This window comes from Vibrio sp. WZ-1 (assembly GCF_052037695.1).
GTDB lineage: Bacteria > Pseudomonadota > Gammaproteobacteria > Enterobacterales > Vibrionaceae > Vibrio.
In genome coordinates, this window is record NZ_JBQEQR010000075.1 from 119,553 (window position 1) to 145,725 (window position 26,173).

General features: G+C 42.4%; 24 protein-coding genes and 1 riboswitch. Of the genes, 11 read left to right on the forward strand and 13 right to left on the reverse strand.

The genetic code is table 11. The annotated features are described in order from the left end of the window. Positions 1-4: 4 nt before the first annotated feature. The 3 genes from ACTS60_RS11710 to hppD are packed head-to-tail and all read right to left on the reverse strand — an operon-like array spanning position 5 to position 3,248. Complete coding sequence (locus ACTS60_RS11710) at positions 5-1,042, reverse strand: fumarylacetoacetate hydrolase family protein (protein ID WP_440888379.1); 1,038 nt, start codon at positions 1,040-1,042, stop codon at positions 5-7. A 9-nt stretch (positions 1,043-1,051) separates the two neighbouring features. Then, entirely contained in the window at positions 1,052-2,182 is a 1,131-nt protein-coding gene (locus ACTS60_RS11715; protein ID WP_088880889.1) for a homogentisate 1,2-dioxygenase, read from the reverse strand. Beyond that, entirely contained in the window at positions 2,175-3,248 is a 1,074-nt protein-coding gene (gene hppD / locus ACTS60_RS11720; protein WP_440888380.1) for a 4-hydroxyphenylpyruvate dioxygenase, read from the reverse strand. The genes ACTS60_RS11715 and hppD overlap by 8 nt, the downstream gene beginning before the upstream one ends. A gap of 388 nt (positions 3,249-3,636) precedes the next feature. Here hppD and ACTS60_RS11725 point away from each other — a divergent pair, with 388 nt between their 5' ends. After that, positions 3,637-4,098: a TetR family transcriptional regulator gene (locus ACTS60_RS11725; RefSeq protein WP_138941110.1), complete on the forward strand. Its 462-nt coding sequence runs from the start codon at positions 3,637-3,639 to the stop codon at positions 4,096-4,098. Positions 4,099-4,266: 168 nt separating this feature from the next. Here ACTS60_RS11725 and ACTS60_RS11730 read toward each other — a convergent pair whose 3' ends face one another. Then, positions 4,267-5,001: a chromosome partitioning protein ParA gene (locus ACTS60_RS11730; RefSeq protein ID WP_440888381.1), complete on the reverse strand. Its 735-nt coding sequence runs from the start codon at positions 4,999-5,001 to the stop codon at positions 4,267-4,269. Between the two features lie 31 nt (positions 5,002-5,032). Continuing rightward, positions 5,033-5,191: a hypothetical protein gene (locus ACTS60_RS11735; protein ID WP_010447828.1), complete on the reverse strand. Its 159-nt coding sequence runs from the start codon at positions 5,189-5,191 to the stop codon at positions 5,033-5,035. A 529-nt stretch (positions 5,192-5,720) separates the two neighbouring features. Continuing rightward, a riboswitch (glycine riboswitch) is annotated at positions 5,721-5,822 on the forward strand. 117 nt (positions 5,823-5,939) lie between these two features. Between ACTS60_RS11735 and ACTS60_RS11740 the strand changes: the two genes are divergently transcribed. After that, the gene (locus tag ACTS60_RS11740) at positions 5,940-7,316 is read left to right on the forward strand and encodes an alanine/glycine:cation symporter family protein (protein WP_010447826.1); all 1,377 of its coding nucleotides are present in this window, start codon (positions 5,940-5,942) and stop codon (positions 7,314-7,316) included. 51 nt (positions 7,317-7,367) lie between these two features. Here the strand turns inward: ACTS60_RS11740 and ACTS60_RS11745 are convergent, their stop codons facing one another. Together ACTS60_RS11745 and ACTS60_RS11750 are read right to left on the reverse strand one after the other, a co-directional pair. Beyond that, positions 7,368-7,934 (reverse strand): threonine transporter RhtB, encoded by a 567-nt coding sequence (locus tag ACTS60_RS11745; protein WP_440888382.1) that lies wholly within the window; start codon positions 7,932-7,934, stop codon positions 7,368-7,370. Further along, positions 7,934-8,569 carry a LysE family translocator gene (locus ACTS60_RS11750; RefSeq protein ID WP_440888383.1) on the reverse strand — a complete coding sequence of 212 codons (636 nt, stop codon included), beginning with the start codon at positions 8,567-8,569 and terminating at the stop codon, positions 7,934-7,936. The genes ACTS60_RS11745 and ACTS60_RS11750 overlap by 1 nt, the downstream gene beginning before the upstream one ends. Positions 8,570-8,878: 309 nt before the next feature. On the opposite strand from ACTS60_RS11750, the gene ACTS60_RS11755 reads away from it, so the two are divergent. From ACTS60_RS11755 to ACTS60_RS11790, 8 genes are all read left to right on the forward strand, one after another. Next, positions 8,879-9,373 carry a hypothetical protein gene (locus tag ACTS60_RS11755; RefSeq protein ID WP_440888384.1) on the forward strand — a complete coding sequence of 165 codons (495 nt, stop codon included), beginning with the start codon at positions 8,879-8,881 and terminating at the stop codon, positions 9,371-9,373. Positions 9,374-9,457: 84 nt separating this feature from the next. After that, on the forward strand, positions 9,458-9,952 hold the full coding sequence (locus ACTS60_RS11760) for a hypothetical protein (RefSeq protein WP_440888385.1): 495 nt from the start codon (positions 9,458-9,460) through the stop codon (positions 9,950-9,952). An 87-nt stretch (positions 9,953-10,039) separates the two neighbouring features. Further along, the gene (locus ACTS60_RS11765) at positions 10,040-10,744 is read left to right on the forward strand and encodes a molecular chaperone (protein WP_440888386.1); all 705 of its coding nucleotides are present in this window, start codon (positions 10,040-10,042) and stop codon (positions 10,742-10,744) included. Positions 10,745-10,746: 2 nt separating this feature from the next. Beyond that, positions 10,747-11,430: a fimbria/pilus periplasmic chaperone gene (locus ACTS60_RS11770; RefSeq protein ID WP_440888387.1), complete on the forward strand. Its 684-nt coding sequence runs from the start codon at positions 10,747-10,749 to the stop codon at positions 11,428-11,430. A gap of 79 nt (positions 11,431-11,509) precedes the next feature. Then, positions 11,510-13,894: a fimbria/pilus outer membrane usher protein gene (locus ACTS60_RS11775; protein WP_440888513.1), complete on the forward strand. Its 2,385-nt coding sequence runs from the start codon at positions 11,510-11,512 to the stop codon at positions 13,892-13,894. Then, the gene (locus tag ACTS60_RS11780; protein ID WP_440888388.1) at positions 13,884-14,762 is read left to right on the forward strand and encodes a hypothetical protein; all 879 of its coding nucleotides are present in this window, start codon (positions 13,884-13,886) and stop codon (positions 14,760-14,762) included. Before ACTS60_RS11775 ends, ACTS60_RS11780 begins: the two co-directional genes overlap by 11 nt. Positions 14,763-14,870: 108 nt before the next feature. Then, positions 14,871-15,536: a LuxR C-terminal-related transcriptional regulator gene (locus ACTS60_RS11785; protein ID WP_440888389.1), complete on the forward strand. Its 666-nt coding sequence runs from the start codon at positions 14,871-14,873 to the stop codon at positions 15,534-15,536. A gap of 246 nt (positions 15,537-15,782) precedes the next feature. Next, entirely contained in the window at positions 15,783-17,255 is a 1,473-nt protein-coding gene (locus ACTS60_RS11790; RefSeq protein WP_440888390.1) for a carboxypeptidase M32, read from the forward strand. 201 nt (positions 17,256-17,456) lie between these two features. Here the strand turns inward: ACTS60_RS11790 and ACTS60_RS11795 are convergent, their stop codons facing one another. From ACTS60_RS11795 to ACTS60_RS11815, 5 genes are all read right to left on the reverse strand, one after another. After that, the gene (locus ACTS60_RS11795; RefSeq protein ID WP_440888514.1) at positions 17,457-19,526 is read right to left on the reverse strand and encodes a capsular polysaccharide synthesis protein; all 2,070 of its coding nucleotides are present in this window, start codon (positions 19,524-19,526) and stop codon (positions 17,457-17,459) included. Continuing rightward, on the reverse strand, positions 19,516-20,550 hold the full coding sequence (locus ACTS60_RS11800) for a phosphoribosyltransferase family protein (protein ID WP_440888391.1): 1,035 nt from the start codon (positions 20,548-20,550) through the stop codon (positions 19,516-19,518). The genes ACTS60_RS11795 and ACTS60_RS11800 overlap by 11 nt, the downstream gene beginning before the upstream one ends. Before the next feature lie 14 nt (positions 20,551-20,564). Beyond that, the gene (locus tag ACTS60_RS11805; protein WP_440888392.1) at positions 20,565-21,395 is read right to left on the reverse strand and encodes a histidinol-phosphatase; all 831 of its coding nucleotides are present in this window, start codon (positions 21,393-21,395) and stop codon (positions 20,565-20,567) included. Continuing rightward, positions 21,389-22,327, reverse strand: coding sequence for a hypothetical protein (locus ACTS60_RS11810; protein ID WP_440888393.1), 939 nt, complete (start codon positions 22,325-22,327; stop codon positions 21,389-21,391). Before ACTS60_RS11810 ends, ACTS60_RS11805 begins: the two co-directional genes overlap by 7 nt. 544 nt (positions 22,328-22,871) lie before the next feature. Continuing rightward, the gene (locus tag ACTS60_RS11815) at positions 22,872-23,174 is read right to left on the reverse strand and encodes a hypothetical protein (protein ID WP_440888394.1); all 303 of its coding nucleotides are present in this window, start codon (positions 23,172-23,174) and stop codon (positions 22,872-22,874) included. Positions 23,175-23,636: 462 nt separating this feature from the next. On the opposite strand from ACTS60_RS11815, the gene ACTS60_RS11820 reads away from it, so the two are divergent. Next, positions 23,637-25,067 carry a hypothetical protein gene (locus ACTS60_RS11820; RefSeq protein WP_440888395.1) on the forward strand — a complete coding sequence of 477 codons (1,431 nt, stop codon included), beginning with the start codon at positions 23,637-23,639 and terminating at the stop codon, positions 25,065-25,067. Positions 25,068-25,157: 90 nt separating this feature from the next. Here ACTS60_RS11820 and ACTS60_RS11825 read toward each other — a convergent pair whose 3' ends face one another. Continuing rightward, positions 25,158-25,979, reverse strand: coding sequence for a hypothetical protein (locus ACTS60_RS11825; RefSeq protein ID WP_440888396.1), 822 nt, complete (start codon positions 25,977-25,979; stop codon positions 25,158-25,160). Positions 25,980-26,173: the final 194 nt, after the last annotated feature.

The following is a 26,173-nucleotide window of genomic DNA, read 5'->3' on the forward strand; positions in this document are numbered from 1 at the left end:
ATTCTTAGTGTTTAAGGTATTGGCTGACTTGCTGATCAATCGCACCAAAAATCGAGTTGCCATCTGCATCAAACATCTCTAGCTTGATTGAGTCACCAAACGACATAAAGCTGGTCGATGGCTTACCATCACGAATGGTTTCAATCATGCGAACTTCCGCAATACAGGAATACCCCACGCCACCTTCTTCGATAGAGGTACCATGTTCGGTGCCCTGCTTGTTCGATACCGTACCTGAGCCAATGATAGCCCCAGCAGAAAGCGGGCGGGTTTTACTGGCGTGAACAATTAAATCGGCGAAATCAAACGTCATATCAACGCCAGCGTTCGGGCATCCAAACGGCTTGTGATTGTAGGTTGAGACGAGCGGCAGATGCACTTTATTCTCGTACCATGCTTCACCAAGTTCATCTGGTGTTACCGCGACGGGAGAGAACGCCGATGACGGTTTTGACTGGAAGAAGCCAAAGCCTTTAGCGAGCTCCGCAGGAATCAAACCGCGTAGTGAGACATCATTGACCAACATGATGAGGCGAATCGATTCTTGCGCTTCGGCAATGCTTGCTCCCATCGGCACGTCACCGGTGATAACCGCCACTTCACCTTCGAAATCGATGCCCCACTCATCGCTGGCAAATTCAATGTTGTCGCAAGGGCCAATAAACGCATCTGAACCGCCTTGATACATAAGAGGATCAGCCCAAAAGCTTTCCGGCATTTCTGCACCGCGCGCTTTGCGTACCAGCTCCACATGATTGACATACGCACTGCCGTCTGCCCATTGATATGCACGAGGTAGTGGCGACTCTAGATAGTGGGATTCAAACTCTTCGCATCCCGATACGTCACCGCTATTTAATGCGCTATAAAGCTCTTCAAGTTGTGGCGCAACTCTGTCCCAATTATCCAATGCCACTTGCATGGTTGGCGCGAAGTGCATTGCATGGAAAATTTCGGTTGCAGGTGCGCATAGTGTTAAGTCTTTGCTCACGACCATCAACAGACCATCGCGAGTGCCATTTTTCTTGGTTGCTAATTTCATCCTTGCCCCTTACTTCTCTTGCCAGCTATAGACGTATTCTTTGTTTTCAACCTTATCGAGTTCATCAGAGAACTCGAGCGCGTGGCGTGTATCAATCATCACTGCCACTTCATCGGTAAACTTCTTCTTGTATTCCTGACCAGCTTTGAACGCTTTCGGGTGAGGGCCGTGTGTGAAGCCCGCCGGATGGAAAGTCACCATACCAGCTTCAATGTTGTCACGGCTGAAAAAGTCCCCCGCGTGGTAGAACAAGACTTCATCATAATCGTCATTATTATGATAGAACGGCACCTTCAATGCGCCAGGGTCGCTTTCGATCGGACGAGGTACAAACGTACACACCACAAATCCAGCACCAACAAATGTGGTATGTGCGGAAGGCGGTAAGTGATAACGATGCGACATCAACGGTCGAATATCACGCCAGTTCACTTTCACCACCGCTAAGTCACCATGCCAACCAATGGCATCAAGTGGATTGAATGGATAAGTAATGACGCTGACTTGATCGTGACGCTTCACCTGTACCTGTGTTTGCTCTTCTGAGTATTGCGCGCGAAATTCGTCGTTAATCGAAGGCGTTTCCAGTACTGCTGGGTCGAACACCGCATGATTGCCCACCATGCCTTTTTCTGGCAAAGAATAAGCGGCATCGGTGTTTTCAATCATCAGAACGAACATCGGTTCACTTGGATCTAAACGCCAACTGGTCGAGCGCGGGATCATCACGTAATCCCCTTCACTCACCTTTAAATGACCGTAGTCGCAATAAAGGTCGGCCGTTCCGTGATGGATGAATAGCAGCTCATCACCATCAGCATTACGCACCAAGAAATCCATCTTCTCGTCCATACGCCACACGCGAACCTTACAGTTTGCGTTGTGTAGAAGGTGTGGCACTGCCCAAGGCGAAATCTGGCTCGCCGTTTCTACTAGGTTGAAATCGAAAGCGCGCGGACGTAAGTCCCCCTCCCACTCAGACCAACCTGTCGGTGCGTGTTGATGATGAAAGTGTGCTGCTGGGCCGAAGAATCCACTTCGACCTGCTTCACGTTCGTAAATTGCCTCTTCCGGGAAATCAGCATGTGCTTGCTTGGAGCACACTCCCTCCCGATGAGGGAATGTGATCCATTTATGCATCGCTTAGTACTCCTCGGCGGATTTGGTCTTCTTCAATCGATTCAAACAAGGCTTTGAAGTTGCCTTCACCAAAGCCCTCGTTGCCTTTGCGTTGAATGATTTCAAAGAACACCGGGCCAATTACAGTCTGAGTGAAAATTTGCAGCAAAATACCGTCTTTGGTCGGCGCGCCGTCTATTAAAACTCGTAAATCACGTAGTTTGTTGACGTCTTCACCGTGCCCTTTCACACGCTCGTCCACTTTCTCATAGTAGGTGTCTGGCGTCGGCATAAACTCCATTCCGCGATCACGGAGCGTTTGAACGGTTTGATAAATATCATCGGTGGTCAGCGCGATGTGCTGAATACCTTCACCGTTGTATTCACGAATGAACTCTTCAATCTGTGACTTGTCATCAGAAGATTCATTGATTGGAATGCGGATCTTGCCACAAGGTGCGGTCATTGCGCGGCTAACGAGGCCAGTCAGTTTGCCTTCGATATCGAAATAGCGGATCTCGCGGAAGTTACCAATGCGCTCGTAGAATCCTGACCACACATCCATATTGCCTTGCTTCACGTTGTGGGTCAGATGGTCAATTTCATACATACCAACGTCGGCTTTCGCTAAACGCTCGTCGGCATCGTCATAGAAACGGAAGTCGACATCGTAAATACTCTGCTTGCCGTAACGATCCACGAAGTGCAGAAGGCTTTCACCAATACCGTATATCGCTGGAATGCTCAGCTCCATTGGACCAATTTCAGTTTTGTACTCAACGCCACCGTTATCCAGCGCTTGCTTTAATGCAACGTTCGCGTCTTTCACACGAAATGCCATGCCACAAACCGATGGGCCGTGAACTTTAGCAAAGCCTTCTGCTTGACTGTGCGGCTGGGCGTTAACGATAAAGCTGATGTCACCTTGTCGGTACAGCCAAGCCTCTTTAGAACGGTGTTTTGCGATCTCTGCAAAACCCAACGATACAAACAGCGCTTTTAATTGTTCAATGCCTTCGCTATTCGCCGCTGTGTATTCCACAAATTCGAATCCATCCGTTCCTAATGGGTTGTAGGTGTCCACCATGACTTTCTCCTTATGTCATTGCTGTATTTGAACATGCGTTCTCGTTCGATATTTCTAACTTGGCGCAGGAGGAGAAAAATTGGAATACATGAGTGGAAATCTGGCTTTACGCAGTTTTAAACGGCAATTGTAAAATTTATGTTACACATAATTTTGCAATAGCAAACGTTTACGACAATTATACGGAAAGCGAGCTATATCAATGCATTATCATATCCATCAGCAATTTACACACCACAAGCAAATGTAAACAAGTTGTTACCTTGGCTATTTTTATGGCCAGTTATGCGCATTTCTCATGCGAACAACGTCAATATTAGGTTTCCGATATGGAATGGCGGACGATAAGTGGTAGTATCTTTTTTTAATCACAACACTGGCAATAGTTATGGCGCGCCGAACACAAGAAGATACCCAAATCACCATCAACACCATTCTCGATGTTGCAACAGAGCAATTGATAACGCTTGGTTACGAGAAAATGTCTTACACAACGTTGAGTGAGCAGACAGGGATATCGAGGACGGGGATCAGCCACCACTTTGCAAAGAAAGTAGATATTCCATGTGCGCTGCAAGGTCGCCTACTCAAGCTAATGGTTGAAAAGTTAGATCTCTCAAAAAATGAGGCTGTATTTATAGCGAGTTGGCAGAAAGCTCTCGAAGACGGTCAGTTCTTGGCGATATGGCGCCTTGCTTTCCAAATGACGATAGGCAGACATCATCAACCTTACGTTTATGAGCTAACCTCTCAGGTAGAGAGCTTAGTCGCTTATAAGCTCAGCCAACCATGTTATAAGACTATCGAATGGCTGATAGGGTTAACGCTTATGAAAATAGGAAAAGTGTAAAATTATACCAATCACAGTAAGTAAGTGACTGGAGTTAGCGCAGGAAAAACGTCAGAAAACAAGGCTAACATTTTTGATTAGTGATTATTTACTAAGACGGTATTAGATACAACAAAGGAGCTCAGTGAGCTCCTTTTTAATATGTGGTTCACTACCGAAGCGATGGTGCTATAAACCCATGTCTTCAGTAATATCTTTAATCTGCTTTAAGTCCATTTTATTGACTTCAATAAGCTGGTCAACTTGGCTTAAACGAGAGTTTGCTTCATCGTGCATATCACAGGCGTCAGATTTCACATCCCAAGATTTGCCTTCTAAGAAAACATCACACTCTTTCTTTAGCTTCTCAATTTTAGGCAATAGTGCTTCGCGCTCTTTCTCAAGAGACTCAAGCTCTTGCGATATTTGTAATTCTTTGCGGAACACCTCTCGAGAACGCTCGAACATCGTCGCTTGCATATCGGCTTGGCGATTCAACTTGTCGTTTTCATTCTTGGTGCTGCTTAATTTGTTTTTCTGCTCTTTCACTTGTGATTCAAGTGCAAGATTCACTTTTTCGACTTCGGTTAACTGTTCTTGAAGTGCTTTTAATTCGGCTTTATGAGCTTCTTCTTTCTCTGCCAACAGTGTCGCTACTTTTGCATCAACTTCTTGATCTAGGCTCGCTTCACGTGTTTTTACTTGAGAGACCAAGTCAGTTTTGTCTTGTGTCAGTGCTTGGTACTTTTCTTCCAACACTTGATACGTGGACTCCCACTTGCTCGCTGTCATTGCCGAGCCAGCTAAACCACCAAATGCCAGACCCAACACTGCCGCAATCGCAATATAAATATGAGTACGCTTATCGCGCTCCTCAATGACAACTACTTCGTCTTGATCTTCAATATTGTTCTGAGAAGTCACCGTATCTTACTCCAAGGGATCTACTGATTTGCTAGCGAGTGAGTTCCGCAATCATGATTGATGCGGTATAAATTAAGAATGCGCCAATCAAGGTAATGACGGTCGCTTTTTGGACTTTTTCATTGGTTCGATAACGAAATAACACAAACGCTAACGCCACCAATACTGCAATGGCTAACAATCTGGTCATACTGCCTCCTTGTCCAACTCTGAGAACCTATCTGACTCCATAGACAGTCTCGCAAAAACTCATTGTAACCTATTTCTACGGAGCATACGGTCAACATAGCGTAGAATTTAAAGCGATTGCTCCCGTTTTGATCAAATTAATGTTCTAATTTGAACAACATATCATCAGCCAATCGAAATCCCATCGCGCCCTAGAATCCTTCCCCGACCTTCCATACACACCAAGAATAAACCCAATTGCACGTAATTTGTTTAATTAATCAACAAACCTATGAAATCAAAGCCACAACATCCGCATAATGTATTGAAAATAAATCTTCATTTGGTGTTGAAATGGTAACAAAACATGATAGAGTTCACACGTTAATGGTGACCAGCATCATTAACTAACCTTTACTCATTTGATTGAGTAAATGTTCCGATGAAGACTGCAGGAGAGTGGTTATTAACTAAATTTTAACATTTAGTTAAGGTAACTCGCCGAAGAATTAACTATTTCAGGTGCTACTTAGGTAGCGGGGACTGTAGTTGGAGGAACCTCTGGAGAGAACCGTTAAATCGGTCGCCGAAGGAGCAAGTCCTACACATTTGTGTAGGGTGAAACTCTCAGGCAAAAGGACAGAGGAGTGGAAAGTAACAACCTAACTATTTGGCGTTCCCGCCTACTTTAAATAGCTTGGCTCTATTAGAGATCTTTGATCTCGTCCTTTCCCTCTTCTCCTTATTAGTTGTTTTATTAAGGGGAAATCATGAACGACCTACAATCTTTACTTCAAACCATTGATAACTTTGTCTGGGGTCCACCACTGCTACTTTTGCTTGTGGGAACCGGTGTTTACTTCACTTTTAGCCTAGGCTTGATCCAGTTTAAGCACCTACCAACTGCGTTAGCGATGGTATTTCGTAAAGATAAGTCATCTGATAAACAGGGTGACGTTTCTAGCTTTGCTGCGCTGTGTACTGCGCTGTCTGCAACAATTGGTACAGGTAACATCGTTGGTGTTGCTACCGCAATCAAACTTGGTGGCCCTGGTGCCCTATTCTGGATGTGGCTTGCGGCTCTATTCGGAATGGCAACCAAATACGCTGAGTGTCTTCTTGCGGTGAAATACCGTCGCGTTGACGACAAAGGCCAAATGATTGGCGGCCCTATGTACTACCTACAATATGGTGTTGGCTCGAAAGCGCTTGCGATCATGTTTGCGGTATTTGCACTGGGTGTAGCGTGTTTTGGTATCGGTACCTTCCCTCAAGTGAACGCGATTCTTGATGCCAGCGAAATTTCTCTCGGTGTAAACCGTGAACTTGCTGCTTTCATCCTGACTCTATTGGTTGCGTTTGTCACTTTGGGTGGCATTAAATCCATCGCGAGTGTTGCAGGTAAAGTGGTTCCAGCAATGGCAGTATTTTACGTACTGGCTTGTTTGAGTGTGATCATCATGAACGCTGACCAACTGCTAAACGCTGTTGAGTTGGTGTTGGTGTCTGCCTTCACTTCAACCGCAGCGACAGGTGGCTTCTTGGGTGCAAGCATTATGCTAGCAATCCAGTCAGGTATCGCTCGCGGCGTATTCTCAAACGAATCTGGTTTGGGTAGTGCACCGATGGCAGCGGCTGCAGCGAAAACGGACTCTTGTGTAAAACAAGGCCTGATTTCAATGACGGGTACCTTCTTCGATACCATCATCATTTGTACTATGACTGGTCTAGCCTTGATCCTTACTGGCGCTTGGCAAAGTGACTTCTCTGGTGCAGCGATGACAACACACGCATTTGCTGTAGGCTTGAATGCTGAGACATTCGGTCCAATGCTGGTGTCTATCGGCCTGATGTTCTTCGCGTTTACCACCATTCTTGGTTGGAACTACTACGGTGAGCGTTGTGTGGTATTCCTGTTCGGTACTAAAGCTGTGCTGCCATACAAACTGATTTTCGTTGGTTTGGTAGCTTCAGGAGCTTTCCTTCACTTAGACATGATTTGGCTTCTGGCTGATATTGTGAATGGTTTGATGGCAATCCCTAACCTGATTGGTTTGATTGCTCTACGCCATGTTGTGTTGGAAGAGACGAAGCTATTCTTCAAATCCTCGTCTCAATCTGATGATTTTGATGCAGTAAAAGCATAAACCGAGTTAGAAACTTTAAGCCCGCTGATTTCAGCGGGCTTTTTTATTTTGCTAATCTCTCAGCCATTGGTGTTCGACTTCTTGCCCTTGCTTTTCAAAAAACGACGAATGCTGTTGTTTAAACTGATCGACTTTAATGTCATCAATAGGCCACTGTTTAAAGTCTTCATTGATAACTGCTTTTTCTACCCCAAACTCAAGCGAGACAAGCTTAGGTCTGACATGACGATGAAAGTAGGTTTCCCCGCTAGTGTCACACACCATAGGAACATGGGATGCGGGTTCGTTGTTAATCGATACCATGGCCCAAATACTAGAGTCAGGCTTACAACGTTCCTCTTTGACGATGTCTATCTCAAACTTATTATCTAGCGTCGTCATAACATAAACAGCTAATGCCTCTTCTAGATAGACGCGTCTTAGTAAAAGCTGCTTTGTGTCTTGTGTTCTAGCTTGTTGGATACCATTTGAAAACGGATGGAAGTATGACCAATGCCACTGCCAATCCATGTCTCTCTGTTCAAATTGAAGCTGCGGCACCGCTTTCCACGCGACAATACCAACCATTGCAGCAATGAATAGGAGAAGAATTAATATCAGTTGAATAAGAACACGCATTAGACTGGCTTTTCTACTAGTAACTTCACACCAAGGGCAACTAATACGGCACCTGTCGCCCCTTCCATCCATTTCATAAAGCGAGCATTTTTCAGCAAGCTTTTCGCCGAGTTAAGTGCGCCGGCCAAACCACATTGCCAAACCATCGCAATCATAAAGTGTATCATCGCCATCGTCATCGACTGTAACAGCGGTGAACCTTCTGGATTCACAAACTGTGGCAAGAACGCAAGATAAAACACGGCTGTTTTCGGATTCAATACGTTAGAAAGAAAACCCTCTCTAAAAGAGCGTTTTCCATTATAGGCTTGATGAACTTGCTCTGAGACTGCAATACCGCCATTAGCCTTCATCAATGCTTTTAAACTACTTAGACCAAGCCATATTAAATACGCGGCACCCACCATTTTTACAAGTTGGAACAGCTCCGCAGATTGCGCAAGAATGGCAGAGATGCCAACCGCTGAGAAAAAAGCGTGCACAAACAACCCAAAACAAATCCCTAGACTGGTTGTGCAACCATCTTTAAGCCCGGCCCGACTGGTATTACGGATCACCAAAGCAGTATCCAAACCAGGCGTTAAGGTCAAAATGGTAATGGCAACCAAAAAGGCCTCAAAATTTAAAATATCCATATCGTTGATTGAGTTATTGAGAATTACCCATCAATACCGCCAATCAGTGTGTTCTGCAAGTGTATTTTTATAAATGAGCATGTAAATGCGCTACATCATCAATAGAAATGCCCACTTTTCAGTTTAAATATCTCATTATCAGCTTCTTACGCCCAATCTCAACTCTAGGCCAATTCACCATCAAAATATAAAACTACAACTATATCTACAACTTTTATGTATAGCTTCCAACTTGTTTACTACTTCATTATTCATAGGGAGGCTTATAGTTTTGTTAGTTCAAACGTATTAATTAACTAAGGACGTCAGATGTGCAGACTCATTGCGAATTTGTTTTGTTTGACGATATCCCAGTTTTTGATATTGGGACATGTTCAAGCCGACAGCTTATCAATGAATATTTCGGGCTATATCGACGATCGATGTGAGTTAAATTTTGGTGCGAATAACACTATGGACTTTTCTGAAGAAGTGTCGAAAACATTACCTTTTGAAATATATTGCAACCAACCCGTCATACTTGCTATCAGTTCAAAGAATGGCGGACTTAAACATGAAGACAATGAACTTGTAAACCTCACTCGTTATTCCGTTAACTTGGATGTTAGCTCGATAAATATATCCAAAGAACTAAACAGTGAGGATATTACCACACCAGTAAAAATAGACAGTTTTGGTGCTATTCCTTTTTCCAGCATTGGGCAACTAGGAGTAACACTTGAGCATAGCTTGTTATACGCAGGCTATTACAAAGACGTCATAGAAATTGATATTTACCCATCAATTAATAACGTCACAAAGTAGGAAATCTGCAATTTTGCAGGAAGCTAGCTCGGTAGGATTAGAGCTAAACATGAATGTTATCTCTTGAGTTAAAGGAATCTTATTATGAAAAAACTAACGATTTGCGCAGCGGCAATTACTGCTTTATTTGGTACTCAAGTCAATGCTGCACCGGGCGATGTTCAATTAGTTGGTTATGTTTCACCTGTTTGTGAAGTGACAGGGCTTGCTACTCAACTTCTTGATTTTGGTGATGTAACAAATATCCAAACTGTATCACTCAATCTAGGAATGAAATGTAATGATGTTGATGGTGCTACCGTTTCTCTAACCAGTTCTGAAGGTGGTTTAGAATCTGATGATAGTGAGGACTTTGCACTTGAATATACAGCGACATTTACTCCTACTGGTTTGTCTCCACTGGTTCTGAACGCGCCTGGTGGTCCTGGTCTTAATGATGTATCTGTAGATGTTGCTTACCCTGGCTCATCAACGTTGGCCGGTGGTATTGGCGCAACCTTAACGGTAGCCACTACCGAAACCGCGGCATGGGCAGGCGGCTACTCTGATACGTTAACAGTGAATATCACATCAAATTAATCGATATTCTTTCCCCCCCCCAACGGGAGGCTTAGGCACGGCCTCCCTATAACAACAGCAACACCGATGAACTTGATGGAGCTCAACATGTCTCGTTGGATAAATTTAGTACTACTATCTTTAGTTTGTTCTTATGCACACGCTTATAAAGTCGAGCCTATGGTTGCAGAAATGGAGCCTCTCGGCAAACGAGCACAGATGTCCATGCGTATAGACAACACCTCCCGAGCGCCCCTCACCGTTGAGCTCTATCCTTTTTCGATGACAATGGATGAGCATGGTAAAGAAACCATCCGTGCTGCTGATGACGAACTACTTGTCATACCCGTAACCGCCATTATTGAACCTGGTCGTTCTCAATCTGTCATGATCCGTTACTTAGGCGACCCATCGATTACTGAATCAAAATCATACCGTATTGCTGTTAAGCAAGTAAAAGTTGAACGAGGTGACAGCAACAACGCTCAAGTAGGGTTGCTTCTACAGTTCAATACACTGGTAAATGTAAGACCGAAGAACACGGCACCAGCTCTAGACATCAAAAGTGTGAGAGAAGTAAAAAGCAAATGGATCGTTGAAGTCGAAAACACGGGCAATAGTTATGGAAGGCTGACAAAAACTAACTGGCGAGTTTCTGATGGCAATCACTCAAAGTACCTTAAAGGCATCGACATCAGTAAACTGATTGCGGGCACATTAGTGTTACCACACTCGACACGTTATTTTGATATGCAGCCTCTTAAAGGATTTGATGCTTCTAAGTTATCAATTGAAATTGATCAGGATGAGTAACAATGAGATTAATAAATCTACTTGTATTTATTCTAATAATAATTAGCTACCCATCGTCAGCTATTATTATCTCCCCTACAGTTTTAGAGCTAAATACAAGTAAGACTAACAATGCTCAGTTGGTTGTCACAAACAATTCAAATAACAAGCTACCACTTGAAGTGACAGTTAAACAGCTCGTATTTACTTCTGATGGTAAATACACTACTCGTCATATCTTAACGGATGACATTTTAGTTTTTCCACCAGCAGCAATGTTGATGCCGGGGAAAAATCAGACGTTTAGAGTTCAGTGGTTAAATAGGAAACCTATAAGTCCATCAGAAAGCTACTTTATTCGTTTTAGCGAAGCTAAAGTAAAACCTAATGAAGAAAACCTACATCGCGATAATGTAACCACTGATGTTGACTTAAATATACATTACAACGCGCTAGTTCACGTGTTCGATCAAACGTTGAGACCTCGCGTATACGCCAATATTGATCAACTTGGCACGATCACGCTTCAAAATAAGGGAGACCGATATACGTTTTCCTCTCTTATTCGTTTTAGTGAGTTAAATTCAGAGGCTAATACTTTGCTGCAAAGTAAGATAGGACAGCACTTTTTACCTCCTCATTCATCAATAAAGTTACCGTCAACTTCAACCTTACCTGCCGGTCGATATCATGGAAAAGAGCAATGAATTGAGTTCGTTATTAAAATTTTTCTTACTGAGTTTGGTCTCACTGGTTTTCACAAGCAGTGTTTCCTTCAGCCAAGAAATCGTTTTGAACCCGACTGGTAGAGATATCGAACTGGTTTCTCTAGTTAGAATAAGTGACACCGTGCTCGGTGAGGCTTCTATTACCATCACCGCCGATGACTCCATCGTATTACCCAAAGAAAGTACACTAGCACTGTTATCTTCTTCCGTCTCACAACGCGCCATCCAGGGTCTTCGCGAAGTAAACGACCTCGAAACGCTCACTCAAGCTGACTTTGAAAAGGTCGGACTCGGTTTGCAGTTCGATCTTTCGACCTTAGAATGCATTTTAACCGTTCCAAATGAGCTTAGTCTCACGCGGCAAATCTCACTCTCTGAAAACAATGATCACTTTAATTACACAGAGCCGAGCTTTTACAGCGGGTATTTGAATGTGTCATTAAATGCAAATGAAACCCAATCCTTTGATGATCGAAACTCAAGAACCAGTCTATACAGTTCTCGACTAGATTCTGGCCTGAATATTGGCTCACTGAACATAGAGTACGAGTCCATCTTTGAAAATGGCTCTGAAAAAGAATCAACATATAATAGAGAAGGCACGCGCCTCGACGTCGACTTCCCAATCCAAGGGACCAGACTAGTCCTTGGTGATATGTACAACTCGGGCACTAGTTTTCAAGATGGTGCGGATATACTTGGGCTAGGTGTTACGCGTGACTTTACGCTTATTCCGACCCGAAATGTTCGGCCAAAGGCAAATCAATCCTTTACGCTGCAAAGAACCTCAAGTGTAGACGTGGTGATCGACGGTATTGTCGTGCAACGTTTAACTCTTGGTGCAGGCAGTTACAACTTAAGTGACATCCCTTTGGCTCAAGGGACAAACGATGTCGAACTCGTAATTACTGATTCATCTGGCCAACAGGAGCGCATCCAGTTTTCGATCGCGACAGGTAATGATCTACTAGACAGCGGAGAGTTTGAATATAGCCTGATGTACGGCGCTCCTTCATTTTTTGACAATGGCGCCATAGATTATTTGTCAGATCAAAGGCTTGCTCATGGTTACCTAGATCTTGGAGTAACACCTTGGTTAACTCTCGGTGTTAACGGTCAGACAAGAGAACAGCTATATCAATATGGTTTTTCTGCTCTGTTTGCGAACTCTCTTGGCATTACGGAGCTTTCTGGTTCGCAAAGCCACCACCCTGAACAGGGCAATGGACACGCCTATAAAGTTGCATTTGATGCTGAGTTTTCCGACTCCAATTCATGGCAACCTCAACTTAGTCTGGTTTACGAATATCAATCCGAGGATTTTTCTGGCGTCAGTGACCTTGAATCAACCCAATCACCTTTAAATTTAACCACACATTACGCGTCAGCTTTTGCTGCTGTTTACATTTATGACAGTTTAAGAGCCGCAGTGACATTCAACTATCGCTCTGGCCTTGATGAAAATAACGATTATTGGTCAGTCAGCCCTAGCTTATCTGGTCCTTTTTTTGGTACGCCAGCCACTTGGAGTGCGCGCGTATACTACCAGAATAACGAGGTAGACTCTGATGAAGTTAACACTACGGTTACGCTAAGCTGGCCGTTTAGCAAACAGTCTCGCGTCGTCGGACGATACTCTAGCGAAATTGATCAAGCTTCGCTCGACTACACCTACCAGAACAACGTGGGTAACACTGGTGGGGTATCTGGTTTTGCATCCGTCGTTACTGACAGAGAGACAGACTCCAGCATCGATCTCGGCATTAACTATGCGGCGAATCGATACCAGTTTATTGCAGACCATTCATCCCGTCTTGAAGACCTGAATGAGGACAGACGAAACCATTCCACAAGAATAGAAATCGGTAGCGCCCTCGCCTTTGCAGGAACCTCGGTTACTATTGGCCGCCCTGTCCGCGAAGCATTTGCAGTTGTGAGCAAGCATTCAAGCTTAGAAGACAATGCTATCGCGGTAGACCCAACCAAAGATGGTGACTACGCTCGTGTTTATAGTACCAATCAACATAATGTATTAATCCCGGATCTGGTCGCCTACAACACACAACTTATTAGCTATGAAGTAGAAGACCTTCCTCCAGGTTATGATCTTGGCGAGGGTGCCTTTTGGCTTAATCCCGGAAATAAACAAGGTTACGAACTTCAGATTGGTTCTGATGCTGTGTTGACGGTCATTGGTACTCTTATAGATAGAGCGAGTGGAGAACCCATCCCTCTTGTCGCAGGAACTGCAAGCTACTTAGGTACTGATGTACAGCAGCCAATTGAATTCTTTACAAACAGGAATGGTTTATTTGCGATATCTGGACTAAAGCCTGAGCGCTATAAACTCGAACTCGATACCAAAGAAAAGCAAACCATCACCATTGATTTAAGTGAACAAAAAGAAGTCCTTATAAGACTAGGAGAGCTCTATGTTGATTAGATCATCCTTCTACCTGATTTTATTCATTACCGCCTTTCAGCCCAATTCGGTGTTAGGCTGCCAAATTAACTCACTGAGCCTTGAGCCTATCGCAACACCTTCTAGCTATGATGTCTTTGCTCACGGACCTTATGCGACGACCAACTCTTATAAAGCTTCCGCAGATGTTGTAGGCGAAAATTGTCATGTTGAGGTGTCACTGCAAATGGAGGACACAACAACAACTTTAACGAATAACAACCAGCAATCATTAGCATTTATATGGGCAGGCGGTAACGGTACTTCCGTTGCAAATCAGTGGCAATTTGTACTAACTGAACAATCACCCTCTGCCATCATACAAATGCGTTACCCTGCAAAACAGTGGCTCCCTGCTGGTAGTTATAGTGGAACATTACAACTTGCATTAGCTTATGCCTCAGAGTTTAATCAAACACCATTGTCACCTGCGCTGACGACTGTGGACGTTGCCGTTAGCCCGATCGCAAAAATACAGTTCTATGGCTTAACTCAACGGCAATACGACTTAGATTTGGGCAACTTGTACTCAAACAAAGTGATCAGTAACGCTCCGAACTTATGGGTACAAAGTAATAGCCCTTATCAAATAACCGTAACCTCCACTCACCAAGGTAAATTAAGACATCAATCCAATGACTCTCAATGGGACATCGGCTACCAGCTATCGTTTGATAATCAAGTGATTGACTTAGCCCTTCTAGAGGCTCAAGTGAACAATAGCGAAACAACGTCGGGACTTCCTATAGCTCTCAACTTTGTGATTGGTGACACCTTTAACAAACCAGGAGGGAAGTATAGTGACACTCTGGATATATCTATTGAGCCACTTCTTTCACAACAACCATAGGCATTCCCAATGATGAGACAGTAAAGAATGGCAAGGGCAATAGCACTGAACTATGGTGATATTGTTAACAATAAGTGCTAAGACAAAATTATTACTTTGGGGTCAGTCATGCACGGTAGGGCAAACAATAGCGGCAGACTCAGTATTCTTCTGGTTGGAGATCATTGTATACAGAATCAATTTTTACGCCGCGAAATAGAGAAAAGTAATAAGTACAAGTTTACAAGGAAAAGTATCTATGATTTCAGTCACTTAACCATTCAAGGCACATTCGACATTGTGCTGGTATCTTACGCACAATTAGAAAAGTATGATTATCATGGCTTTATCTCTGCCTGTACTACTGAGGCAGACCTTATTGTTTACGACGTACCTCATAGTATCGTTGAGCTAAAGCTCGCCTCGTGTTTGAACCTCAAAGGGATGCTATATGAAGATGCTCCTATTGAACATCTAACCCGATGTATACAAGCCGTGGAAAACCAAGAGTTATGGCTACCTAGAAAAGTCATGGCGAAAATGCTCAGCGATATTCGCCCCTACGCAATGAACTCGCAAGATATCAGCTCAGCATTAACCAAACGCGAAAAACAAATTCTTGACCGACTAGTCCAAGGTCACTCAAACCTGCAAATCGCGGAAGAGTTATTTGTTGCTGAAAGCACAGTAAAGACCCACGTTTATAAACTGTACAAAAAACTGAATGTAAGTAACCGAAAAGAAGCTGTTCAGAAAGCAAGCCAACCGTTTCATTACGAATTTAAGCCACACTAACGTATTAGTCGTACTTTACCGCACACACTGCCCCCCTTCTAAAGGCATCCTACCTCTATACAAGTTACTGAAATTGTGCACAATAGACCTGGATCATTTGTTAAAAAATAGTAAATTCAAATAATCTCGCTATCGGTGATTTGTTGATGCTTTATCTTGTTCTGCATCCAGCATCAAAAGAAGGAACCCTAGGTTCAAGGACCCCTTTGGGGCGTTTAAGGAAAGAAAATACAAAAGAGTAGTCACATGAACGCATTTCAAAAACTCGTCGAACATTCAAATAAAGTCTTCAACTTCGGTCATTTAGCATCCATTGTTGGTTGGGATCAGGCAGCAGTTATGCCCGCAGGCGGTGCAGAAGCTCGATCTAATGCAGTGGCAGAATTAGAAGTCCACATCCACTCTTTAATGACTCAACCACACCTTGGTGACCTGTTTGCTCAAGCAGAAGAAGAGTCACTATCTGCTAAAGAGCAAGCCGTACTTCGCGAAATGAAACGCGATTGGCAGCAGGCTAATTTATTACCAGAGTCATTGGTTCAAGCTCAGTCTCTAGCGGGCTCAAAGTGCGAACACGCTTGGCGTACTCAACGTGGTAACAATGACTGGGCTGGGTTCGAAAAGAACTGGGCTGAAGTGGTCAAACTGTCTCAAGAAGAAGCGCAAATCCGAGCTGAAGCCAACTGCACGACGCCTTACGATGCAATGCTAGATATTTATGAGCCTGGCACAACTTCCGCTTCACTTGATGCTCTATTTGCAGACGTTAAAACGTGGCTACCGACCCTAATCGATGACGCCATCGAAAAACAAAAGTCGAACAATATTCTACTGCCTAACGGCCACTACCCTGCTGAAAAGCAAAAGGCATTGGGTCTAGAAGTCATGAAGCTTTTGCAGTTCGACTTTGAGCATGGCCGTCTCGATGAAAGTGTTCACCCTTTCTGTGGTGGTGTACCAACTGATGTGCGAATTACTACTCGTTATGACGAGAGCGAGTTCGTTCAGTCCCTAATGGGCATCGTGCACGAAACAGGACACGCACGTTACGAGCAAGGCTTACCTAAATCGCTAGCGGGCACCATAGCAGGTCAAGCGCGCTCAATGGGAATCCATGAGTCTCAATCTCTGTTCTTTGAGATGCAAGTCGGTCGTAGCCAAGGATTTGTAGAACACCTAGCACGTCTGGCTTCGAACCACTTTGAAGGACCTGAGTTTGCACAAGATAACTTATCAAAAATCTACACTCACGTAGAGAAAGGCTTTATCCGAGTTGACGCTGACGAGTTGACCTACCCTGCTCACGTCATCCTACGTTACGAGATTGAGCGCGACCTGATGAATGGCGTGATCAAACATACCGACGTGCCAGAGTTGTGGAATGAAAAGATGAAGTCTTATCTTGGTCTATCAACAGAAGGGAACTTCAAAAACGGTTGTATGCAAGACATCCACTGGACCGATGGTTCATTTGGCTATTTCCCTTCATACACACTAGGCGCAATGTACGCAGCGCAGTTTATGGCGGCCATGAAGAAAACCGTGGATGTAGATGGCGCGATTCACTCCGGTGATCTGTCACCAATCTTCACATGGTTATCTGACAACATTTGGAGCCAAGGAAGCCTGCTATCTACTGATGACTTGGTCACACAAGCGACTGGTGAAGTCTTAAACGCTAAGCACTTTAAAGATCATTTGATTGGTCGTTACTTGTAATTGTGACCAAAGAGCTGTCCGTTAGGCTGCAATGAATTAGATATAGCAGAAGAAGAGCGCGTGCAGTTAAGTCTCGCGTTGAAGATATTGGAGAAAACCATCAGATAAACAATGAAGAGTTCTTTGGCTCACACAAAAACTATACAAAATAAGCTGGTCCACTACACTTCCGCGTAGTGGGCCACTGTCTTATGCCAGGCTTCAAGCTGTAGTGCTTGCACTTTGCGAAACGTGGTCGAGGGAACAAAAGCTATAGAACTCCTGATAGAGGCTAACTCTACTAAAGAAGTCTTCCATACAGCAAAACTCTCTCTCCAAAGACATTCTCAAATAGCCTGGTATCTTTATTAGGTCCATCTCTTTACTTATGTTAATACGGTCACCTAACGAAGTGGGCACTCCATGACAACTCTCTAGCTCACCTTCAAGAAAACACTGCAATAACGAATCAGTTGAAGCAGGCTCATAGGCACTGTCTCCTCGACAAAAAAGGTCTGTTAAGGCGTAGGGACCATGTGCTTTTGACTCTTCCTTACCAGTCATGTGCATACTTTCCACAAGTATTTCCGAGAGTAACTCTGGCTGTCTAGTAATAATGAGATGGTAAATTGAATAGTGAATATGGTACTCGTTCAAGAAGCTAATTTCTTTCAACCCAAACTCTTTAAATGGAGGATAGTCTCGGTAATCTTTATCTACACTCTTCCATTGCCAGTATTTGTCGATTTCCTCATTGAGAGCCTGCAAAACTCTAGACGATTTATTAGCGTATAGGATGCATAATTCGATTCCGTCCTTAGCCTCTTCAAAGTAATTCCGACCATCTTCACCCTTGCGAGTAAAAGTAACGTTTGTATAGCCAGCGAAAGAAGCAACGGAAGATTTATTAAGCCTCTGATATAGAGACACATCTTTAAAATCAGATTTGAGAAAGATTGTGCTTGTATCTAGATAAACACCGCCATACTTTTCCAAAAGCCTAAGCCGAATAATATCGCTATGGTTTCCATGCTTAATACTAGGATCACCAGTCTTCTCTATCAGTTGGTGAAAGTACGGTGGTAAGGGTATGTAGTTTTCAATGTAATCAGGTGAACGCTTGTCTAACGTAGTGACAATAACAACCCAATCACTACCACTTAATCTAGACTCTAAGTTTCTTATGTTCATCGCATGACCGATAGGCATAACGTCTTTGGGAGAATGCCAGTACAAGAACACGACTTTTTTGTTTGCCAACCTATTAATGTTATTAATTCGGTTTAATGCATAGTCGACATCTGTGTTTTCAAATTGATTCATATCTTTCGTTTGGCCAAAGTCGACTAAGCCCTTACTATAAACAACTTCAAAATTTCTACTTATTGGCGGTTGCCAAATATTAAAATACTTTGTCTCTGGGTAGATCGCGACAACATTTTTATTTAACACTTTAGAAACATGGACAAGAGATGTGTCTACTGAGATCAATACCCCTGAATTACGAATGATCGGAATAACGCTCTCAAAACTGGTTATTCCTTTTACTAACTCAACATTAGATAAACTCAAGTCCTCAACCAGCTGTGACGCTGACTGCATAGAACTAGGAGAGTGCATAACACCAAAGTGACTATCGCAGTGATGCAAAGCTAAATGCATTATAAGAGACTTAGTTTTATCAACAGAAAGGGACTTATCTTTCCGACTACCGTAAGCATTGATCAGATAATCATAGCTTTTGGCACAGCTACTATTCTCTTCACACAAAGAAGCTTCATCCAAGGTATTGCCCCCACCGGTAACCATACGAGTAACCAACTGGTACATTCCGTAGATATCATTGTGTTTCGATTGATCAATAAACTCCTTACTTGAAATTTTTAACGTACTATCCGTACTGAAAATAACTTTAGGGTTCAAGAGCAAAACAAACAGGATATCCTTAACGCCGAGCTTACCAAATAGGGGAACAACTGCATCACACCTCTTCACGTTGAATGCAATCTTAAATAGGTCAAGCCAGCCGAAATTCTTTTCAATTGCGTGAAAAGAATCTACTTGTATCACCGAGCAGTAAAGAGTTCGCAATGGTTCGTTGGCAATAACACTTACTCTTATGCCGCAGCGGGATGTTAGGAACTTGATGATCGGAGTGGACGCGATAGCATCGCCGTATTTACCATTCCAGTTAACGAAAACCACATGCCTAACATCGCTGCTTTTCTTCGAAAACCGCTTGATGAATACAAATAACCAGTCGAGAAGTCGTATCAGGCACTCATTCAACATGTACAATTGAGTTACCTTTTTGACTTAAATACTCTTCTACGTACAGAACGGAGTCTCTGTATTTTGAATGACTATTATATCCATTATTCATCGCGTAAACATATAGCGTTTCTAGAACTTTACTTGGAATGTATGCGATTTTCTGAGTCAACGCATCATAATTACTAGGATCTAAAAGTATGTTGTAGGTTTTCATCACAGGAACTAGCTGCTCGTTACAAACACTCTCGATAAAGGTCTGACAAAACCCTCCCTTAAGACAACTCGTATTCAACATGTTCTCGATTTCTGGCATACGTTCAACAAGAACAGGATCGACGACAGCTGCATATATCGAATGGAATGACTTAGCACCTTGTTGCAGTGCAGAACTCACCACTTTGTCTGCTGTTGCGCCCGTAATCAGAACATCGTCCCCAAAGAACAAGTGAACATTCCTGTTCTTATAGAATTCTTTTCCGGGCAATATATGATCTCTTACCTTTGAGATCTCTTCCCTTTCCGCCTGAGATAATGCCGCATAGTTTTCAACAGGCGGATCTAGCCGAGGCAGTTTTACATTTACGATTGTCGGGTAATTGTTTCGCGCCAAAAACACGTTTATCTTTCTAAGGGCAATATCAAACATTACATTCGATGAAGATTCTATATTCCTAGATCCGGGGACCATCAACACCAGCGTGTCAGAGTCTACATCGAGTCCTTGAAACAACTGAAATATTGAGCTTTGCGTATCATCAAACTGAGCTATAAAAGTCGAAACAACCATTTCAGACAAAGTAACAATGTCTTTCATGCTCCCGTGCTTTGCTCTGCTATAAGTCTTAGCAAAATCATTCGCATCCTCCTTGTGAAGCATGTGATGAAAGCCAGAGTTATCATGAGAAATGACGACCGAAGCAATAGTGTTGAACTGTTGGTTATAGTCTCTAACAGACATCTCATTGGAGCGCATTTCGACACATAATTTTTTTCTCAATTCTTTAAAGAACTCAAACGAAAACTCTGATCGGTCCTTTTTCATATTTAGTCTCATGATCACTCCACACTCAACAATTGATTTATTGGCAAAACAACAGGTTTCCTAGCTTCGTAATAGGTTATAGAATCCATTCCAGCTTTTACGCATAGTTCTAGATTTTCACGAACTCCAAAGCCAACATTTGATGGAGAGTGGGCATCTGAGCCGATAGTAAAACTCAGACCTTGCTCTACCATTGTGGTAACAAGGTCATAATTTGGATAAACAGCTTCACCCTTAGTCTTGCTCTTTGATTCAGGGTTGTAGTTCGATTTTGTAAGTGAAGAACAGTTAATTTCATAAGCAACATCATGAACTTTCATGTCTTGCAAAAGAAAAACAAAACGCTCATAGAACTCTCGGGCCTCTATGCCTCCGCGCATGATCGTATCGGGGTGAGCAATAGAATCAAAAAAACCACTTAGAATCATTTTGTGCAGATAACAAAAATAGTTATCGAGAAATTCCTTGGTCGATAAGTTCTCAATATCCCATACATTAATTTTCACGCCATCAACATACACATAGTGTATTGCTCCGATAACATAATCCACTTCTACAGATTGTATGAGATTGGCGATGTAATCTTCATGTGCAGGATGATAATCAACCTCCAAGCCGACAAGAACTTTAATATTTTTAGAGTACTTGGCTGCTATGAACCTAACTTCCTCGACATAACTCACTAATTCAGAGGCTAAAATTCGATTTTTGCTATCTACGAGGTACGGAGCGTGATCTGTTAAGCATAAAATTTTGATGTCTTTAGCGATAGCTGACTTTACAACATCCTCAATTTCACCTTTAGCATGCTTTGAATATTGGCTATGAGTGTGGAGATCTAGCATACCAAGTCCAACCTAATTTCTTCGTAGATTTCCTTCATCAACCAATAGGGGTTATTTACGGTTTCAATGGCTTTACTAATAACTTCTCTATCACCAAAAGAAAAGATAACGTCCCTAAACGGCTCCTCATACAGCTTTCGCATAACTTCATTTGAGAGCAACACTTCCGTTATGAATTCATAGGATATTTGGTCTTCATGGATGTTTCCCAGACATCTCATTTCAAGACCGTACAAGTACACATCACCGTTAGGCTTAATCGTCACATCTAAGCCATTCTCTTGTTTGTTGATACTACCCAGTGTGAACGGCTTACCCATTTTCTGTTCTATGCTGTCTATGTACTGCCACATACTCATGTATTGTGCATACATACCATGTGGCTTAACGAGATTCTTATAATCAATTCGGAATTCAGTGCCGTCTACCATGACTACATCCTCAAGAGCACCAGTTGCTCTAACTTGAGCGTTGAAGCCAATAGCTTTGGCTTGGTCAATTAGATATCGTCTTGTGAATTTTCTGTCAGGGTCAATCGAACGAAAGGACAGCGTCAGATTGTTGTATGTGCCTTCTTTGAAGTCATGGATACATTTACCGTGTGGAAGGTGCTTAAGCTTGGGTATGTGATGAGAATCAGAGCTAAGCCTAATGTTGCATTCATCACCATTGGATTCAACTATTCGATCTATCTCTCTTAAAGCATTTTTTAGTTTTTCATATTCTAGGTAGCCGCTAGTTATGAACTCAAACTTTCTATTTCCTTTCGAGAGCGCAAGAATCTGATAAAAAACGTGGATATTGTTAAGCGGCTCCCCTTCTCCACTGACGGATATTCTTTTTACTTCCGGATCATTTATTAACCTAGACAGGTTAGTTACAGCTTTAGAAGATAGCTTTAAGTGACTCTTTGCGTGCTTTTCTGTGTACATGCAAAAGTCGCAGCCGATACCACAAAATTGTGTAATATCGATGTATAGCAGATGGTTTTTTAACTTCATATTAACTCAAATGTACTTATTTATAGTTTTTGTTCGCCCAAATTGCTTTCGCAATACTCACTAATCCGTTTTAGTCTCTCTACCGCTCTCGCAAAGCTCACCTGTTGAGCATGAGAACTATCTGTTAGGAAGTCGACCTCTAGAATACAAATAATTTTCAAACACTTAAATTATTGTAGTCAAGTGCATATTTTTGAGAATTCCGATCATCTACTTTCGAGACAAGCTATCGCAATCACCGAAATACTTATATTCTGAATGAGCTTTGTCACATCACAGAGAATAACCATGGAGTGGAAAGTATGCTCATATTAAAGTTGACACCAATATTGATCCATATTTTGCTATAGTTTAATAATATTTCCTGTGACATTATATATTTTGATGAACATCATATTGAGCGATGAAGCGAGCCAGACCTTAGTAAGAGGATTATTGTTTCTGAAGGCTTCCTTTATTAGTTGATAACTATCAACTAACCCTGAATCTCAGTCCCCCATTTAGCGAAAGGAAGCTCAGGAGATAATCGAGTCCAAAACAGTTTTTTTTCTCCTACATCAATAATACTTCCACCAGAAGGCATCCCAAAATCGTAATCGACGATACAGTGAACCACAAAAAACGGTCCTGTCTCATCACGGAAAAAAGTTACCATTGTAAACCACGGGTACTCTGGCAGATAAGCTAGTACCCTCTCACCACTTTCAGGAAGTTTCATGGGGCGAGTATCCAGGGAAGCTTCATTCCAATCTAAACAATGACTTAGTGTTTCAATCATATACCTTAACCTCTCTCTCAGCAGAATATATCAATAAGTTAAATACGGCTCTTTATTCGAAAGCATCTAGTGCTCGAGTCGTAATATGCCAGTCTTCCTCTAAATCGGGAGACTACGGATTGCAAGCCTTCTAGAACATCTCTGCGCTGACTGGCATATTCATACGAACGGTCTCTATAGGGGGCTAACTCACTCAATTTAAACTTTCTCCACTTTTCACCATCGAAAATGATTGCGTGACAGTAACCCGAATACCCTAGATTACTGTTTCCTCTTTCCCTAACTCTTCTTCCTCTTTCCATTTTCTTGGTCATAGACTCCTCAACTATCATTGTTCGTTTTTAAGCACAAAAGCTATTAATTCTCGCTCTTTTGTACTCCATCATTTTTCGTATGTAAGTTTATGTTGAATAGAAAATTCCGTCTAAGGTACAATTAAGATGCACCAAAAAGGGAACAAATATGCCACGAGTTAAAAAAGAAACGAAAATGCTCTATAAGGTCTTTGACTTACTGCTTTGGGGCCAAATCCGAGCCTTGGGTTGGGTGAAAAATGAAGAAGAAAGAGGACGTAGCTCTTGGTACCTTACATTGGAAAACAAGATTAATCAGAAACTAGACTGGTACGATGTTTCATGCGACGACAGAATATATGTTAAGCACTATGTCCTTTGCTTACTGCAAGTGAGGTCATTATGTTCCCATCCAAATTATGCCGGAGCGATAACACCTTTCGTGCCCGATGAGCATGAATCAACGAAAGAACTAACACAATCCCTAAAAAAAATAGGTAATGTTAACTTAACCTTAGGGCTTGCTCTTATTTCAGCATACCTAACCGATAAAAAAATTAACAAAGACACTGTTTTATCAATAGAGGCAGAACTACAGGCCGATGAAGAGCTGTCCATCAGTACCAAACCACTAGCATTTTTTATTGATCTGGCTTTTTCTGTTTATGTGCAAGCGAACCCATTTTGCGCGCTTGATTTGTATTGCTACGCTCAGCTAACTGGGCTTGTGGACTCGACAAAATTGAAAGAAAAAGAGACAGGTAAGGAGACATACAAGACTAAAGATATTGTTCAAAAAAGAGCCTGTAGAGAGGCTTTAATATGGCTTGGACTGCATCGCGAATTTTGCGCGATAGCGGAGCATGTCTGGTGCCAAACTCTAAACTACTGTGTAGAGAGAGAACCATCTGAATACGAAAATGGCCTAAAAGTCAAAATTGAGAACAATGGCGTTGAAGTTTACTCTGGCTCCCTTGCGTATATAACATCTTCTGAAGTTCTCACCATTGACCTAAAACTCTTGAAATCAAAGTCAGGAACTAAGGTTATGAAATCTTTACTTTCCGAGGACTTTAAAATACATGGATTCCCTTTACCAGAACGCGCCATAACAGATGAAAATATTTCTGTGCTACTTGAGTACATTACAGAAGCGTATGACCTTAGAGTATTGACCTATACGGGTGAAAAAGCGGGCACCCATTTCTCTTTGGGCAAAGTGCTTTCATCTCTGTGCTCAGTCCAGTTGGGGTTTCTAAAAAAGTTCAATGAGAGTGACGATAATAAAAAACCATTTTATTGTTTAAATAATTACGAGGATAAAGAATCGCCCTCTATAGTTCTTGACTGGTCAACATATCTGCTAGATCACTATGGTATTAAAGTTGCCTCAAAAACACTTTATAACTCCTATCTCGAACGAATGTCAGGTAAAGGTATTACTAGTTTCGAAGAGCTTTGGCAACAATGGGAAAAATTTGAAGGAGGGCTAACATATTACATCGCACCTTGTCTTTGGTACATGTATCAGTGCTTTGCAGCTCATCTAGACCTTGCACTTGATAGAGCCCCCACTATAACTACCAAGGTTAAAGTGTAGGTAAAGCCCGGAACAAACTCTTTCAGTTTGACAGTGGCATCAACCATTGCACGGAATGCCACTATGCGCCTGAGTATTGAGGAGAATTAACTATGCTGCTTTTAGAAATACCCCACTGGCTGGTCGATAGGTTTCCGCTCTGATAAGGATATCATCTCGATGCAGGTTCCACTCTCTCCAGAACGCAACCCTAGCACGCACACACAAACGTATTGCGCGGTGATTTCCCGTTAATCCTTTAGCCAGAAAAGGTAACTTGAAGTTTGGTCTTTCAAACTTTTTCCCGACCTTCAATAATGCTTCCAATTCGTCAATCCACTGCTCCATTTGGGAGTGGGGTGTATGATATAGGGAACGTAATTCACTGACACTATAATGCAGCTCCAATACATACGACATAATGCATCCGTCAATCTGATTGAGCTGTTCCTCCCAAAATTGGATCTGTTTTCGCATTTGCTCTTTGTTGTTTAAAGAAACTCTTCCGTTGCTATAAGTAAACTGTGCGCCTTGAAACATAGCACTTAAGGTTTGGTAGTTTACCCACATATTGACAGGTAGTGGGTATTTAGTCTTCGGTTGACCGTCGACGCTAGTAAGCGTTGGAAAATACGTGCCACACTGGCAAGGAATACTCGGTACAGCTATAAAACTAAAGTCATTCGGATGACCATCAAATACTATCCAGCCTTCGAAGAATTCATTATCTGTTCTGAACGACTGGAATTTTTTGTTTGGTCGACGACCAGATACTCTTTTAAGCGTGAATATGGGAACGTCACTACATAGTGCTCTTACAATGTCGATAGCGTTACAGATACTACTTTTACCGTACGTTGACGATTGAGCTATTTCCATTATGTGGTTAATAAGGTCTTTATGAAAAATTGTAGTTTCGTGAATACCGTTCATCTGAATTTTCTCCTTTTATTCCATTAAGTGGCTTTAGGAGTAAGTATATGGAGAAAAAAATAATCTTAAAAAGGGATAATTTATATGTACCAAAAAGGGAATTTCAAAAAAATCAAGTTGCTCTGAAGTCTTAAACGCTAAGCACTTTAAAGATCATTTGATTGGTCGTTATTTGTAACAGTCAAATCGAAAAA